The 14,536-nt window shown below is 73.1% G+C and carries 13 protein-coding genes; 6 read left to right on the top strand and 7 right to left on the bottom strand.

Features of this window, described 5'->3' with window-relative positions:
- Positions 1-57 precede the first annotated feature (57 nt).
- Both OG472_RS05620 and OG472_RS05615 read right to left on the bottom strand, forming a co-directional pair.
- On the bottom strand, positions 58-615 hold the full coding sequence (locus OG472_RS05620) for a DUF4232 domain-containing protein (protein WP_405941034.1): 558 nt from the start codon (positions 613-615) through the stop codon (positions 58-60).
- A gap of 116 nt (positions 616-731) precedes the next feature.
- Positions 732-1,244, bottom strand: a complete 513-nt coding sequence (locus OG472_RS05615) for a hypothetical protein (protein ID WP_405941033.1) — start codon at positions 1,242-1,244, stop codon at positions 732-734.
- A gap of 86 nt (positions 1,245-1,330) precedes the next feature.
- Between OG472_RS05615 and OG472_RS05610 the strand changes: the two genes are divergently transcribed.
- Positions 1,331-2,416, top strand: coding sequence for a DUF2330 domain-containing protein (locus OG472_RS05610; RefSeq protein ID WP_405941032.1), 1,086 nt, complete (start codon positions 1,331-1,333; stop codon positions 2,414-2,416).
- A 94-nt stretch (positions 2,417-2,510) separates the two neighbouring features.
- Here OG472_RS05610 and OG472_RS05605 read toward each other — a convergent pair whose 3' ends face one another.
- From OG472_RS05605 to OG472_RS05595, 3 genes are all read right to left on the bottom strand, one after another.
- On the bottom strand, positions 2,511-4,133 hold the full coding sequence (locus OG472_RS05605) for a carboxylesterase/lipase family protein (RefSeq protein ID WP_405941031.1): 1,623 nt from the start codon (positions 4,131-4,133) through the stop codon (positions 2,511-2,513).
- 182 nt (positions 4,134-4,315) lie between these two features.
- Positions 4,316-5,248, bottom strand: a complete 933-nt coding sequence (gene surE, locus OG472_RS05600) for a 5'/3'-nucleotidase SurE (protein ID WP_405828203.1) — start codon at positions 5,246-5,248, stop codon at positions 4,316-4,318.
- Positions 5,249-5,412: 164 nt separating this feature from the next.
- A complete protein-coding gene (locus OG472_RS05595; protein WP_401603219.1) occupies positions 5,413-6,666 on the bottom strand; it encodes an MFS transporter in 1,254 nt (417 codons plus the stop codon).
- A 992-nt stretch (positions 6,667-7,658) separates the two neighbouring features.
- Between OG472_RS05595 and OG472_RS05590 the strand changes: the two genes are divergently transcribed.
- From OG472_RS05590 to OG472_RS05575, 4 genes are all read left to right on the top strand, one after another.
- A complete protein-coding gene (locus OG472_RS05590) occupies positions 7,659-8,402 on the top strand; it encodes a phosphatase PAP2 family protein (protein ID WP_401603217.1) in 744 nt (247 codons plus the stop codon).
- Positions 8,403-8,517: 115 nt separating this feature from the next.
- Positions 8,518-10,107 carry a carboxylesterase/lipase family protein gene (locus OG472_RS05585; RefSeq protein WP_405941030.1) on the top strand — a complete coding sequence of 530 codons (1,590 nt, stop codon included), beginning with the start codon at positions 8,518-8,520 and terminating at the stop codon, positions 10,105-10,107.
- Positions 10,108-10,163: 56 nt separating this feature from the next.
- On the top strand, positions 10,164-11,174 hold the full coding sequence (locus tag OG472_RS05580; RefSeq protein ID WP_401603214.1) for a LacI family DNA-binding transcriptional regulator: 1,011 nt from the start codon (positions 10,164-10,166) through the stop codon (positions 11,172-11,174).
- A 133-nt stretch (positions 11,175-11,307) separates the two neighbouring features.
- Positions 11,308-11,739: a hypothetical protein gene (locus tag OG472_RS05575; RefSeq protein WP_405941029.1), complete on the top strand. Its 432-nt coding sequence runs from the start codon at positions 11,308-11,310 to the stop codon at positions 11,737-11,739.
- 115 nt (positions 11,740-11,854) lie between these two features.
- Here OG472_RS05575 and OG472_RS05570 read toward each other — a convergent pair whose 3' ends face one another.
- Together OG472_RS05570 and OG472_RS05565 are read right to left on the bottom strand one after the other, a co-directional pair.
- Positions 11,855-12,625 (bottom strand): phosphatase PAP2 family protein, encoded by a 771-nt coding sequence (locus tag OG472_RS05570; protein WP_401603212.1) that lies wholly within the window; start codon positions 12,623-12,625, stop codon positions 11,855-11,857.
- 160 nt (positions 12,626-12,785) lie between these two features.
- Positions 12,786-13,739 carry an alpha/beta hydrolase fold domain-containing protein gene (locus OG472_RS05565; protein ID WP_405941028.1) on the bottom strand — a complete coding sequence of 318 codons (954 nt, stop codon included), beginning with the start codon at positions 13,737-13,739 and terminating at the stop codon, positions 12,786-12,788.
- 227 nt (positions 13,740-13,966) lie between these two features.
- On the opposite strand from OG472_RS05565, the gene OG472_RS05560 reads away from it, so the two are divergent.
- On the top strand, positions 13,967-14,407 hold the full coding sequence (locus OG472_RS05560; RefSeq protein ID WP_405941027.1) for an ATP-binding protein: 441 nt from the start codon (positions 13,967-13,969) through the stop codon (positions 14,405-14,407).
- Positions 14,408-14,536: the final 129 nt, after the last annotated feature.

Raw genomic sequence — 14,536 nt, 5'->3', positions numbered from 1 at the left:
CGTCCCCTTCGGATCCGACCCGGCCCGCGCGTCCGGGGATCCCGGCCGGCGAGGTCCTCAGGAACCGGCGGGGCGGAAGGCCGTGGCGCGGACGGTGGTGCCGCAGAGCGCGAAGTCCCCGCCGTCGTCGGGCGACACCTGGAGCCCGCCGCCTCCCACGCCCAGCACGATCGAGGGCGCGACGGTCGGCTCGGCGCCGGAGGCACAGTACCCGTCGGCCTCACCGAGCACCGGGGTGAAGGTGAGCTGGGTCCAGGCCCGGCCGCCGACCTGCAGCTCCACGGGGCGCGCCTGGCCCTGGGGGACCACGTTCAGGGGCTTGTTGCGGTCCGGCGAGCCCTGACCGGCGAGGGCGACGGTGGGGAACCCCTTCAAGGCGCACGCCTGCGGACCTTCGTTCATCAACGTGATCCGCACCTGGCTGCCGCGGATCCGCTGCGCGTTGTCCGCGACGAGCTGTGTGTTCGTGCACGGCGGGGCGGGTGCCCGCCGCCCGTCCGGCTGCTGCGCCGCGGCGCCCTGCCCCGCGGCCAGCAACAGGCCGCACGTCACGGCGCCCGTCGCGAGCCAGAGGGCCGTGGTCCTGGCCGCGCCTGCCTGCGTTGTGCCCTTCATGCGGTCTCCTCATGGTCCGCAGGACGCCCGCTCACGCCGGGCCACATCACCTCCCAGCCTCGCACCACCGCTGCCCGACGGCACCCGTAGCGCTCTGACCTGGAGGCAGGACACTCCTAGGAGGTCGGCAGGCCGAGGATCTCCAGGATGCCCTCCGCGTAGGCGGCGGGTCCCGAGCCGGGAGCCGCGGTGATTTCGCGGCGGAAGCCGGCGGCGCCGGTGCGGATGAAGGCGACGCACTGCCCGTGCAGCCCGGCCTCGTGGGTGCCGCCGTCGTCCACCGTGCACAGCAGGGCCAGCAGCGTCCACAGCAGCGCCTCGCGGGTCGCCTGCCGGGGCGGCTGCGCGGCCCACACGGCCATCAGCACGGCGCACACCGCCGGAGCGGGCGGTTTCAGGTGCTCCGCGAAGAAGACGTGGCCCTCCAGCGCGTGGAACGCGGCCGGATGCCCCTCGGCGGCATCCCGTACGGCGGCCACCAGATGGCCCGCCGAACGGCCGCAGCCGCATTCCGTCGACTCCCAGTCGTGCCGGGCGATCTCCGCCTCCACCGCGTCCGGAACCAGCGGACTGCGCGGCACCGCACCCTGGCGCAGCAGTGCATGCTGCCGCTTCTCGCTCCCCCTCATGGGGCACAGTATGAGCCCAGGGCCGACCACTCTGCGAGGGGGGTCGGAACCGGATCACCAGGGCCGTCGTCTGAGACGCCGTGTGGATGAAACGAAGAATTCCGGCCCTGCTCCTCGCCCTGCTCGTGACGCAGCTCGGCGCCCTGATCAACCCCGCGTACGCGTGCGGATGCGGGGCCATGGTTCCCGACGGACAGTCCCGGATCGGCGTCGACCGGGAGACGTCCGTCGTGCGCTGGGACGGCCGGACCGAGCAGATCGTCATGCGTTTCACCGTCGGAGGGGACGCCCACCGGGCCGCGTGGATCATGCCGGTGCCCGGGCGGGCCACGGTGGAACTGGGTGACGGGGACATGTTCGGCGAACTGCGCGACCTGACCCGGCCCGAGCGCAAGGCCCGGCACTACTTCTGGCCGCGCGACCGGGACTGGCCCTTCTCCGCCGGCCGGGGCGACCTCGCCGGCGCCGCACCCCCGGGCGCCGGGGACGCGTCCGTCGGCGTCGTCGGCCGCGAACAGCTCGGCGACTTCGACGTCGCCCGGCTCACCGCCACCGACCCGGACGCCCTGAAGACCTGGCTGGAGACCAACGGCTTCAAGCTCCCCGACCGGCTCGCCGCCGAAGTCCAGCCGTACGTCGACCAGCGGTGGGAGTACGTGGCGGTACGGCTCGCCCCCCGCCAGCAGGGCAAGGTGCTGCGCGGCGACCTCGACCCGCTGAGGATCCGCTTCGAGAGCGACCGGCTGGTCTACCCGATGCGGCTCTCCCGCATGGCGAAGACGCCCCAGTCGCTCGGCCTGTACGTGCTGGCCGACCACCGCATGGAACCCGCCTCCCGGATCGGCGGTTCCGCGCCGAAGGTGACCTTCGCGGGGACCGTGCACCCGAAGGACGGGCCGATCGCCGAACTGGCCGGCGGCAAGGAGGTGTTCCTGACCGCGATCGACCAGGAGTTCCCGGAGCCGGCCCGCATCGACGCCGACCACGAACTGCGCGCCACCGCCGAGGACACCCCGTACCGCAGGGCCGTCTACCACGACGAACTGCTCACCGTGGGAGACGGCATACCCGTCTGGCTCCTGACGGTCTCGGCCGTCCTGGCGGCGCTCGCGGGATCCTTCTTCGCGGTGATGCGACGCCGCCGCCGGCTCCGCGAGGACCGGGCTGCCTGAAGTCCCCCGTACGGGCGGCCTCGGCCCGGGGCGACCGGAGTGCACGGGTCGACGGCGTGCACGGTCGACGGCGTGCACGGGTGGCCGGAGTGGATCAGAGGGGCCGGGGAGGCTGGGTCCGCCAGAAGGAGCACTGGTGGTCCTCGCCGAAGGACGAGCTCGTCCGCGTCGCCGACGGATTCAGGGTGAGGACGGTACCGGCGGCGGCGCCGGCCGGCGGCCACGGTGTCTGACCCGCCACGACGGGAGCGCCGGAGCGTGCGAACGCGGCCCAGTAGCGCTTCATCCGGGTGCCGAGCGCGGTCTGGACCGGGGTCAGCGGACGCTCGCCCATGGTGAAGTCGTGCAGATAGGCCAGCTCCGCACTGTGCGCGTTCGACTCGTCCAGGCCCGGCACCTGCGCCCCCGCGAGGGTGGGCGATTGCGGGTCGTCGAACTCATAGACGTACGTGGGCACTTGGGACGCGAAGAGCTGAGCCGTCCACGCCGTGTGGCAGGCGAATGTCGAGTCCGTCTTGACGGCCGACAGCGCCAGGTACGGCGAGCCGTGCGCCGCGACCGGATAGCGGGCCAGCACCTCGGGCCCCGCGGCCCCGTAGTCCGCCAGGATCTGCGCCGTGTACTGCTCCGCCGTCAGCCGCGGCTGCGTCAGCGCGACGAAGAAGCGGGCCTCGGCGCGCGTGCTCCCGATCAGCACCGGCACCTTGTTCCACGTGCCGTTTCCGATGGCCTGTGCGGGCGGGAGCGGCAGCAGGCCGTCACCGGACGCCGGACCCGGGGTGGGCAGCGTACGGGCCGCCTCGACCAGCGCCGCCCCGGAGACGTCGCGCAGGCAGCCGGCCACCTCCGCCGCCACGGTGCAGCCCGCGCGGGCGGCGAAGGACCGCGCCTGCTCCTCGGCAGCCGCGCCGTCCGGCGTGCGCAGCAGGGTGCACGGACCGCTCTGCAGCACGGCCCGGTGGAAGAGGCCCGCGGCCGAGGGGGTGGCCAGCAGCGCGCAGACGGAACCGCTGCCCGCGGACTGCCCGGATATCGTCACGCTGCCCGGATTCCCGCCGAACGCGCCGATGTTCTGCCGGGTCCACTGCAGCGCCGCGAGCTGGTCCATCAGACCGAAGGACCCGGAACTCCGGGCGTTCTCCCGGCCGAGCTCGGGAAGGGCCAGGTAACCCAGCTGTCCCAGCCGGTAGTTGATGCTGACGACCACGCTCTGGGTGAGATCGGCCATGGTGCGCCCGCCGAACTGCGTGCCCGTTCCCTGGCTGTACGCACCCCCGTGCATCCACAGGATCACCGGGAGCCGGGCTCCGGTGCGGGCGGTCCGGGGCCGGTAGACGTCCAGGTACAGGCAGTCCTCGCTGACGGCCTGCGGATCGGCCAGGCCGAACGGCGAGAACTGCAGGCACGCGGGGGCCTGTTGCACGGCCTCGCGCACCCCGTTCCAGCGGGGCGGCGGCTGAGGTGCCCGCAGCCGCGCGTCCCCGACCGGCGGAGCGGCGTAGGGGACACCGAGGAACTCCTGTGCGCCGTCACGTGATTGACCGCGCAGGCCGCCCTGCGCCACGGTGACGACAGGGCGCGGCGAACCGCCGGCCGATGCCGGGGGTGAGGACGGCGAGGCCGCCGCCGGAAGTGCCGAGGCGAGCAGGGTCACCAGGGCGAGGGCCGTGCCGAGTAGGGATCTTGCCGAAGACAGCCGGTTGCCGGGCCTCTTCATCCGTCCTCCTGGAGTCGTGCGGAGTGCGTGCGGGGATGTGACATGTGACTGCCGAGGCGGCCTCGGACCTCGGACCTCGGATCTCGGGCCTCGGGCTTCGGGCTTCTGTCTTCGGCTCGGGGCCTCGGGTGCGGCCGGGGGCGGAGCCTTGTGCCCGCTCCGCCCCCGGCCGGTCCGCGGTGCTACGGACGGAGCCCGGCGATCAGGGCCGACGTCACGGCCTGGTCCGCCGGCCCGGTGTTCCAGTCGGAGTTCATCGGGCTGACGGCGATCTTGCCGGCGGCCACCGCCTCGATGTCACCGCCCTTGGCGGCGGGCTTCAGGGACACCTTCACGCTGACCTTCCAGGTGCCGTCACCCGCGTCGGTGAAGTCCGGCTCGAGGAAGTTCTGCGGGTCCTGGAAGGTGGCGGCCACACCGGCGGCCGTGCCCGTGCCGTCCGCACCGACGATCGGGTGGTTCACGTTCAGGCCGACTCCCTTGGGCAGCAGGGGACCGGACCGTGCCCGGACCTGCAGCCGGTCGATCAGCTTGACCGCGAAATCGAGCGTGGGCCCCATGGCGTTGACCGTGGTGACCGGGTCGGGCGCGCTCAGGCCGCCGGTGCTCAGCGCGATGGCCGGCACGCCGGACTCCAGGGCGGCGACGGCGCCGCCGACCGTTCCGGAGTGGGTGGCGAGCCCGGCTACGTTCGGGCCGAAGTTGGTGCCGGAGACGACCAGGTCGGGGGCCTTGTCGGCGAAGACCTCGGCCAGCCCGAAGGCGACGGAGTCGCCCGGGGTGCCGTCGACGGCCCAGACCTTCGGCTCGGGGTGCTTCACCGCGATCGCGGGGCCACCGCTCATCATCTTCGTGCCGGTGCCGCTCTGGTTGGTGAGCGGGGCGACGATCGTGACGTCGTGCCCGGCGGCGGTCAGCCGCTCGAAGGCCTTGCGGATGCCCGGCGCGTTGTAGCCGTCGTCGTTGGTGAGCAGGATCCGCAACGGGCCGGCGGGCGCGGCCGCCGGCGTCGCCGTGGGCGCGGTCTGCGGCGCGGCGGCCGCGGGTGCCGTGCCGGCCAGGGCCGGCGTGCACAGCATCAGGGCGGCCAGCGGCAGAACTCGCTTGCGTCTCACAGGGTGCTCCTTCAGAGCGGAGGGAGGTGAGGGTGAGCGGTGGTGCGTGGTGCAGCCCGGCGGGCGCGCGACCCTCGGCGCGCGCCCGCCGGAGTTCCGGCCGGGCCCGGTCCCGCGGGGCGGGCCCGGAGCGGGCCCGGGGGAGCGGGCCCGCAGGGGGGCGGTCAGCGCACGCTGCGGATCGGGAGGATCGCGAGCGCGCCGATCAGCGAGAGGGCTCCGCCGACGAGGAAGAGCGGGGTGTATCCGCCCAGCGCGGTGACGACGGCCGAGGCGACGAAGGGGGCGATGATCTGCGGTCCGGCGTTCGCGATGTTGAGGACGCCCATGTCGCGGGCGGCGTCCTCGGCCCTCGGGAGCACCAGGGTGACGAGCGCGGTGTCCACGGCCATGAAGCAGCCGAAGGCGAGGCCGTTGAGCGCGCTGAAGACGAGCATGCCGGTCCACGTCGGGCTGACCACGGGAACCACCATGACCAGCCCGGCGAGGGCGGCCGATACGCCGACGAACACCTTGCGGCGGTCCAGGCGGTCGGACAGCAGCCCGCCGAGCACGGTGGAGAGGGCCATCGCGACCATCGACACCGGGGTGAGGATGGCCATCGCGGCCGGCGGGGTGAGCCCGGAGGGCAGCGTGATGTGGTCGTCGAGGATGTACAGCTGGTATCCGACGACGGCGAAGTAGCCGAGGACCATCAGGGCACGGCCGATGAAGGCCCAGCGGAAGTCGTGGTTGCCCAAGGCCGAGAGGAAGGCGGCCAGTTGGGCGCGCTTGGGTGCGGCCGGCGCCTTGGCGGCGGACTCGCTGCGCGGGACGTCCCGGCAGAATCCGGTGAGCAGCAGCGCGGAGACGGCGACGATCGCGCCGAGGATCAGATAGCCGGTGAGCAGGTGTTCGGCGGTGTTCGAGGCGACGAGCACGCCGACCGTGCCGCCGATGGGCAGACCGAGCCCCACCAGCGCGGACGCGGTGCCGCGGCGGGCGACGGGGATCCGGTCCGGGACGATCGCGGTGACCGCGGCCTGGTAGATGTTCATCGTCGCCTGGATCAGGCACCAGCCGATGCCGACGAGCAGCGCGGTGTTCACGCTGCCGAGCAGGGCCAGACAGACGAGCGAGGCCAGGCCGCCGCCCAGGATCCAGGGGTTGCGGCGGCCGCTGCGGTCGGAGAGCGCTCCGGCGATCGGGTTGAAGGCGGTGGCGAAGATCGCGCTGATGCCGCCGATCAGTCCCAGGACGGCGACCTTGTCATCGGGGGCGATCGAGGCGATCTGGGTGGGCAGCAGGACGGATCCGACACCCATGTAGACGGCCATCAACGCGGAGTTCGCGACCAGCAGCAGGGGCATCAGCCCTCGTTGGCGGACGGGTTCCGGCATCGGCGGTACGGGCGTATCGACGGCTTCGGGCGTGGCCATGACGACTCCTCGGGGGACGGAGCGGGGAGGTGGCGGTGCGTGGGGGGAGAGGGGCGCCCCGCGAGCGGAGGCCGGGCGGCGGTGTCACCGGGGGTGGGGCGGACGACCGCGGTTTACTTGATGTTGTTACACGTGTCACCAAGTGCGTTGGAGACTGTGTAGCACCCATTTCCGGGCTCCGCCAGAGGTTGAGGGGGGTCGCTGCGCAGATCGTGACCGACCGCGGGGTCGAGATGAGAAGACGTGTAACCATCGCGTTGAGGTCACTGCGCAGGGCTGATGTGTCGAAAAACCCTCTTGCACTTGTGGCGGCCGTCACGCATCGGCAATACTCCGTGCCGCACCGCGACTACCCCGTCGCCGAAGGGCGTCCTGCCCGGCCGACGGAGCGTGGCCGGCGGTGCCTGTGCAACGGCGCAGCCCGTACTCGTACCTGCATCCGCACCCGTACCTGCCCTGCTGCCGCTCGTGCTCGTACGACGTGACAACGCGGCGGGCGCGCCCACCAGGCCCAGCCCGCCCACCAGGCACAGCGGGCCGACCCGGACCTCAAGGCGTCCCTCGCGGGGCGCCTCGCCGATCGTGCCGGGCTCACGAAGCCCGGCCGCGTCTCCCACCGGCCACCGCCGGGAGGCGCCCCGGGCGCGGCCCCCGGCCGTAGGCGTACCCCCGGCCACCGCCGGGAGGCGCCCCGCCGTGCGGACTCCTTCGTCCGCCTCGTGGTCCACGGCCCGGACGTCGCACCCCGATCCGGCCCGATCGGCGGGCACCCCACTCGGCCGTACCCCGCGGCCCGGAGCTCCCCCCGCTCCCAGCGCCTTCAGCTCCCTGACTCCCCAACTCGCCAACCCCCTGCATCCCTGCCTCCCCGCCCCTCCACCTCCCCGTGCCCCTCCCGCTCCCTCCCGCTCCCGCTCCCTCCCGTTCCCCATTTCCGCGCCTGCTCTCCGCGTGCCCCCACCGCCTGGGGAGACGACCGTGAAAGGCCCGCCATGTTCTCCTCGCCCTCCCTCACACCGCCGCCCCGCCCGCCCGGCCCTTCCCGTCCGCCCCGGCACCACCTCCCCGCCGCCCCGCCGCGCCACGCGCTCGCCCTCGGGATCGGCCTGCTGCTCCTCGCGCTCCTGGTCGCGCTGCTGCTCCGGATGGACCAGCAGCCCTTCTTCCAGGAGCTCGACGACCGCTGGGCCGCCTCGGTGAACGATTCCTCCGCCGAGGGATCCGGCGGATCGGACGGGCTCGGCGGGGTGGCCCTCTTCCTCGACCGGCTCGGCGGACCGTTCGGCCTGGTCCTGCCGCTCGCGCTGATCGGGTGCCTCTGCGTCTACGGGCGCTGGCGCTCGGGCCTGTTCGTCCTCTCGGCGTCCGTCGTCACCAACGTCTTCCTCGTCCTGCCGCTCAAGGCGCTGGCCGACCGTCCGCGTCCGCCGCACCCGTGGGTCCTGGTGAACGACGGCTCGTACCCCTCCGGCCAGGTGTTCAGCGCGGTGACGCTCGTGATCGTGGTCGCGGTGGTGGTGTTCCCGCCGCGTGCGCGACGCTGGTGGTGGGCGATCGGGGCCTCGTACGTCCTCGCCATGATGGGGAGCCGCACCTGGCTGCACGCCCAGTGGCTCAGCGACACCTTCGCCGGCGTTCTCCTCGGCGCGGGGGCCTGCCTCGTGCTGTGGCGGGTCTTCAAGCCGTTGTTGGAGGTCGAGGCGGAGCGGATGGCCTCGGACAGCCTGTGGCTGTGAGGCGCGATCCCGAAGGAGCCTCGATATATCGTGCAGCATTGACGGGCGTTAAATTCACGCCATAGTCTCGCTGTACTTGCGCATCCGGTGCGCTGCACTCAGGAAGGAACGGCTCATGCCCCACTCCCCAGGTCAGGACCAGGCGACCGTGGTGGACCTCCCGGCGGGGCGCCTGCGCGGCGCGACCGAGCACGGGGTCGCCGTCTTCCGGGCCGTGCCCTACGCCGCACCTCCGGTCGGCGACCTGCGGTGGCGGCCCGCGCAGCCGCACGCCGGCTGGAGCGGCACGCGGGACGCCACCGCCGACGGCCCGAGCGCGCCGCAGATGTACCGGGAAGGCGGCGATCCGGTCCTCGGCGGGCACGGGTCGCCGCCGTTCGACGAGGACTGTCTGACCCTCAACGTCTGGACGCCCGCCGCCGACGGCGGGCGCCGCCCGGTGCTCGTCTGGATCCACGGCGGCGGCTTCGTGTCCGGCTCCGGCTCGCTGCCCTGCTACTCCGGCGAGACCTTCGCGCGCGACGGAGACCTCGTCGTCGTGAGCATCAACTACCGCATCGGGCCGCTGGGTTACCTCTACACCGGTGAGGGCGGGGAGGGCGAGGACGGCAACCACTGGCTTTCCGACCAGCTCGCCGCCCTGCGCTGGGTGAAGGAGAACATCGCCTCCTTCGGCGGCGACCCGGACCTCATCACGGTCGCCGGGCAGTCGGGCGGCGCGGTGTCCACCGCCGCCCTCGCCGGACACCCCGAGACCCTGGGGCTGATCCGGCGGGTGATCCTGCAGAGCCCGCCCTTCGGCCTGGACCTCCCCGCCCCGGAGGCCTACCTGGAGCGCACCGCCGCCTACCTGGAGCTGGCGGGCGCCAAGGACGTGGCCGAGCTGCGCACCCTGCCGTGGCAGGAGCTGATCGGGGCGGCCGCCGGACTCTTCATGCAGACGATGCGGTGGGGGTACTGGCCCACGCCCTTCCTGCCCGTGATCGACGGGACCACCCTCCGCAGCCACCCGGCGCAGGCGCTGCTGAACGGAGCGGCGGCCGGCATCGACGTCATGATCGGCTGGACGAGGGAAGAGGCCAATTTCGGGTTCGCCCTCGACGAGGGCTACGCCGCCGCCACCCGGGAGCAGGTGACCGACCGGATCGCGGAGACCTTCGGGACCGAAGCCGCCGCCGACGTGTACGCGGCGTACGAGCGCGCCCGGCCCGGCGCGCGTCCGGCCGACGTGCTGATGGACCTCATCACCGACGAGCTCTTCAGGGTCCCCGCGATCCGGCTGGCCGAGGCCAGGGCGGCATCGGGCAACCCCGTCTGGGCCTACCAGTTCGACCTGCCCACCCCCGCCTGTGAGGGCCGGCTCGGCGCCGCGCACTGCCTCGAACTCCCCTTCGTCTTCGACAACTTCGACCAGTGGGCGCACGCGCCCTTCCTGGCCGGACTTGCTCCCGCCGTCCGCGACGGTCATGCTCCCGCCGTCCGCGACGGCCTCGCGTACGCCATGCACCGGGCCTGGATCGCCTTCGTTCGCACCGGCGACCCGAACCATCCGGACCTGCCGCACTGGCAGCCGTACGACAGCGACGCGCGCACCACGATGCGCTTCGACTCCGTCGTCACCGCGCTCGGCGACCTCGCGGGCGCATCCCGGCTGCTGCACGGCTCCGCCCGCACGTCTGTGCACACCTCCGCTCCCTTGACCTAACTCGTGTAACCTGAAAGGAGGGAGCAAGCAGCGCAGAAGGAGCATCGAGGGACGTCATGGCCAAAGACACGCACGCCGTCCCCGCGTCGATCACCAGCGCCGACGTGGCCCGCCTCGCCGGGGTGTCGCGCGCCACGGTCTCCTTCGTCCTCAACGACACCCAGGGCCACAGGGTCAGCGCGGGCACCCGGGACCGGGTGCTCGACGCGGCGCGCCAGCTCGGCTACGTACCGCACGCCGCCGCCCGGTCCCTGCGCGCCGGCCGCAGCAACCTCGTCCTGATGCCCGCGTCGATCTCCGCGATCGGCCGCCTCGTCAGCGACTGGGTCGACGACCTGCACAGCGAGCTGGACCGCCTCGGCTACACGGCCGTGCTCCACGCGGGCCGCTTCGCCGACCCCGTCGACGCCGCCCGCGCCTGGGCCGAGCTGCGCCCCGCGGCCGTCGTCGCCCTGGACGGCGACCGCTTCACCCCCCGGGCGGCCGAGGTGCTGGGCCGCGCCGGAGTGCGCGGCCTGCTGGCCTTCGCGTCCCACCCCGTCGAGGGCGTGCACACCATCGGCTTCGACCACACCCACATCGGCGCCACCGCGGCCGAGCACCTCATCGCGCGCGGCCGGAGCAGGATCGGCGTGGTCATGCCCCAGGAGAGGGGCCTCGGCACCCTCGCGCAGCCGCGCCTCGCGGGCGCCGAGTCGGTCGCGGCCCGGCACATGGCGACCGTCACCCCGGTGGAACTGGCCTACACGCGGGAGTCCGCGAGCGCTCTCGCCCGTCGCTGGCGCAGCCTCGGGCTGGACTCCGTCTTCACGTACAACGACGAGTACGCCGCACTGCTGCTCCACGCGCTCCAGGCCGAGGGCATCGTCGTACCGGACGAGGTCGCCCTCGTCGGCTGTGACGACCTCGTCCTCTCCGCACTGCAGCAGCCCGCGCTCACCACGGTCCGGCTGGACATGCCGTCGGCGGCGCAGATCGCCGGCGCCCTGCACGAGCTGATCGAGACGGGCACGGCCGTGCCGGTCCCGGCCGTGGAAGCCGTCCTGGTGCCCCGTATGTCCTCCTGAGCGAGGGCCGTCCGCGTTCGCAGGCACGCCGCAGCCACGGGCCGCGGTGTCAAGCGACGAATTCCAGCGACGTGACCGACGGCCCGCCCCGGGGCCTACTGGGATCACGGATCGAAACAGCATCCCGCCGGCAATGCGGCCGGACGTCATCCCGCTGTTTCTCGACGAAGGAATTTTCGCCATGTCTGGTTACAAGGACACGCCCACCATCGGGGTCGTCGACAGGGGCGCCGGATTTTATGAGATCCGGGTTTCGTACACCATCTTCTATGCGCCGAATGAACTGCTGCTCCCGGAGGGCTGGTTCGACAGCGTTGCGCTGTTCGAAAGCGACAAGGGGGAGGTCTCCGGCGGCGACGGCGATCGCCTGTTCGGTCTGGAACCCAGATTCTTCTTCCCGCAGTCGACCGAGGAGACGAGAACGTTCTCCATCCTGCGCACCCGCGATCAACTCGGGTCCGAGTCCGGCGGCGAGGAAATCTACGCGGTGGTCCACCACGTCCGCGGTATTCCGGGTCTCAAGAGCAACAAGAGGCGGACCGCCGGCTTCCCGCTCGCCGTCTGAGGACGGCCACGGCTGTCCGGGAGACGCCCGACGGGAAGCGCCCCGTGGCGCCCGCACCTGCTGCGGGGGACACGGGGCGCCTCGCTGCCTCGGTGTGAGGCGTGACCCCGGGCGGTCATCCGCCGTCGGTCACCACCGAGCCGGTGCCCGCGGCCGCCCCCCGACGGTCGTGGGCACGTACGCGTTCCCGGGCGAGGGCCGGCTGGAAGAGCCACCACACCAGCAGACCCGCGCCCGCGCCCGCTGCGGCGCCGGCCACCGTGTCGGTGAGCCAGTGCGCGTGCAGCCAGGTACGGCTCCACATCATGGCCAGGGTGAAGGCCGCGCCCCCGAACCACCAGGCCCGGCGGCGGGCGGCGGGGACCAGGAGCACGCCGACGGTGACGACGAGGAGGGCCGCCGTGGCCGCGTGGCCGGACGGGAAGGAGCCGTGGTCGACACGGACCAGGGGGTCGGCCGGTCGGGGCCGGTCCACCAGGTGCTTGAGCCCCTGGACGACGAGCATGTTGCCGCCGAGGTAGCCGGCGAGCAGGTATCCGGCCGACGCCCAGCGCCTGCGGACGAGCAGCACGGCCAGCAAGGTCAGCGGGATGACGGCGCCGACCGGGCCGCCGAACCAGTCCAGCGCCGTGGCGGCGGCCAGGTACGGGCCCTCGTGGGGGCCGCCCATCCAGACCAGCCAGCGTTCGTCCAGCCCCTGGAAGGGCGGATGCGTGACGTCGGAGCGGACCACGAGGCCCGGCGCCACGGCGGCCGTCAGGAGCAGGAGGGCCGCGACGAGGATGCCGCGGCCTCGGCGCGGGGATGTCCCGGGGCCGGCGCGGCGGGCGGCTGCGCGGGGGCCGTCGGGTCTGTCGTGCGGGGTGGTGACCGGAGTGCCGGGCATGGCTGTGCCTCTCGCGGCCGCGGGAGCGCCCGCGGCCGTGTGTGCTCTGAAGGGAGGGGAGGGGGGAGGTGAGGAGGGAGGACGGGGGGCGTTCGAGGGAACGCGGGAGACGCGGCCGGGCCGCGCCCCCCGCGGCGGAACGCGTCCGCGGGACCGGCGGTCAGGCCCCCGCGCCGAGGTGCCGGGCCAGGAAGGCCACGCTCTCCTCGACGATCGGCGTGATGTCCGGGGCTCCGAGGAAGATGTGGTCGGCGCCGTCCACGGGCTGCAGGGTGACCTCGCCCCCGGCGCCCTTCAGGGCCTCGGCGAGGACCTCGCTCTGGCTGTACGGGACCAGGCCGTCCCGGGTCCCGTGCACCAGCAGGAACGGCGGCGGGGTCGAGTCCGCGGCGTACGTCACCGGGCTTGCCGCGCGGGCGGCCTCCGGGTTCTCGGCCACGGAGGCACCCAGCAGCGCCTCGTAGGGATCGGGGAACTCCATCCCGGACGGCATGGCCGGCATGGGGTGCGCGGCCAGGGCGACCAGGTCGGAGACGCCGTACCAGTCGACGACCGCGAGGACCCCGGTGTCGCCGGAGCCGACGCCGTGCGTGCCCTCCAGCGCCGCGGCCTGCGGGTTGTCGGGGCCGACGAGTCCGGCGAGCGCCGCCAGGTGGCCGCCCGCGGACTCGCCCCAGACGCCGATCCGGTCCGGGTCGATGCCGAGCGTGCCGGAGAAGGTGCGGACGTAGCGGATCGCGGCCTTCACGTCGTGCAGCTGGGCCGGGAAGGGCGCTTCGAGGCTGTGCCGGTAGTCGATGGAGACGAGCGCGAGCCCGGCCGTCAGCACCGCCCCGTGCAGGAGGGCGGCGGGCACGGTCGGCGGCGGGTAGCGGCGGTCGCCGTCCAGCCAGCCGCCGCCGTGGATCCAGACGACCGCCGGGAACGGCCCTTCGCCCGCGGGCACCTGAACGTCGAGCAGGCGGGGGCGGTAGCCGGGGGTGGTCGCGTACGTGACCCCGTCGAACCGGCGCACGCCGTCCGCGCCCGTCACGGGCGGCACGGGGGACTGGTACGGCGGGGGCGGCCAGGTCATGTCGGCGAGATCGAACTCGGTGGGAGGAGATTGCGTCATTGCGGCCCTTCCAAATGCGGCGGTCCCGGCGGGGCGACGTGCAGGCTTCGCGTCGTATGTCCGAAATGCTTGCGCGAGTCACCGGGGGAGGCGTAGCGTGTTACACGTGTAATCACGACTCTAGCGACGCATTTCCGCTGACTACAAGCCCAGAGGTGCCCCGACTTCTGGAGCAGTTACACGAGACACCTCAGTGGCACGTCGCCTTTCCCCTCCGGGAGCACGTCATGCTCACCACCACCGGCAGTTCCGCTCCACCCGCGGTGCGGAGCTTCGTCCACTGGGTCGCCGATCCCGTCGCCGCGAGCGTCCCGCAGGTCAGGGCACGTGTGCGCGCCACGCTCGAAGGCTGGCGAGTCCCCTGCGGCGAGGTCGACGTCCTGCTGCTGGCCGTCAGTGAACTCGTCGGCAACGTCGTCCGGCATGCGGGAGCCGGCCGGATGCGGGTCGGCGTGGCCGTCGGCGGGGGCTGGCTCCGGCTGGAGGTCGCCGATCGGGGCGCAGGCCTGCCGCGGCTGCCCGCTCCGCGCGCCGAGATCGATCCGGAGTCCGAGGGCGGGCGCGGACTGCTGATCGTGCAGCTGCTGACGGCCGAGCTGGGTGGCGAACTCTCCGTGGTGGCGCATGAGTTCGGGAAGTCGGTCCGCGTGTGCATTCCCGCGGTCTGAGCCGGTGCCCGGGGGAGGTCCCGGGGTGTGTGCGGCGATGCCCCCTCCCTCGAATATCGCGAGATGTTGACGGACGCCAAATATTCGACATATCTTCTCCCCATCTCCCCGCTGCTCCCTGATTGAGGT

It is taken from the genome of Streptomyces sp. NBC_00207 (assembly GCF_045160965.1).
GTDB lineage: Bacteria > Actinomycetota > Actinomycetes > Streptomycetales > Streptomycetaceae > Streptomyces.
This window is presented reverse-complemented; position numbering and strand designations above follow the sequence as displayed.

What these genes read in the sequence shown, in the direction of transcription:
- OG472_RS05620 (WP_405941034.1), bottom strand. Translation starts at nt 615, where the DNA reads ATGAAGGGCACAACGCAGGCAGGCGCGGCCAGGACCACGGCCCTCTGG.
- OG472_RS05615 (WP_405941033.1), bottom strand. Translation starts at nt 1,244, where the DNA reads ATGAGGGGGAGCGAGAAGCGGCAGCATGCACTGCTGCGCCAGGGTGCG.
- OG472_RS05610 (WP_405941032.1), top strand. Translation starts at nt 1,331, where the DNA reads ATGAAACGAAGAATTCCGGCCCTGCTCCTCGCCCTGCTCGTGACGCAG.
- OG472_RS05605 (WP_405941031.1), bottom strand. Translation starts at nt 4,133, where the DNA reads ATGAAGAGGCCCGGCAACCGGCTGTCTTCGGCAAGATCCCTACTCGGC.
- OG472_RS05595 (WP_401603219.1), bottom strand. Translation starts at nt 6,666, where the DNA reads ATGGCCACGCCCGAAGCCGTCGATACGCCCGTACCGCCGATGCCGGAA.
- OG472_RS05590 (WP_401603217.1), top strand. Translation starts at nt 7,659, where the DNA reads ATGTTCTCCTCGCCCTCCCTCACACCGCCGCCCCGCCCGCCCGGCCCT.
- OG472_RS05585 (WP_405941030.1), top strand. Translation starts at nt 8,518, where the DNA reads ATGCCCCACTCCCCAGGTCAGGACCAGGCGACCGTGGTGGACCTCCCG.
- OG472_RS05580 (WP_401603214.1), top strand. Translation starts at nt 10,164, where the DNA reads ATGGCCAAAGACACGCACGCCGTCCCCGCGTCGATCACCAGCGCCGAC.
- OG472_RS05575 (WP_405941029.1), top strand. Translation starts at nt 11,308, where the DNA reads ATGCGGCCGGACGTCATCCCGCTGTTTCTCGACGAAGGAATTTTCGCC.
- OG472_RS05570 (WP_401603212.1), bottom strand. Translation starts at nt 12,625, where the DNA reads ATGCCCGGCACTCCGGTCACCACCCCGCACGACAGACCCGACGGCCCC.
- OG472_RS05565 (WP_405941028.1), bottom strand. Translation starts at nt 13,739, where the DNA reads ATGACGCAATCTCCTCCCACCGAGTTCGATCTCGCCGACATGACCTGG.
- OG472_RS05560 (WP_405941027.1), top strand. Translation starts at nt 13,967, where the DNA reads ATGCTCACCACCACCGGCAGTTCCGCTCCACCCGCGGTGCGGAGCTTC.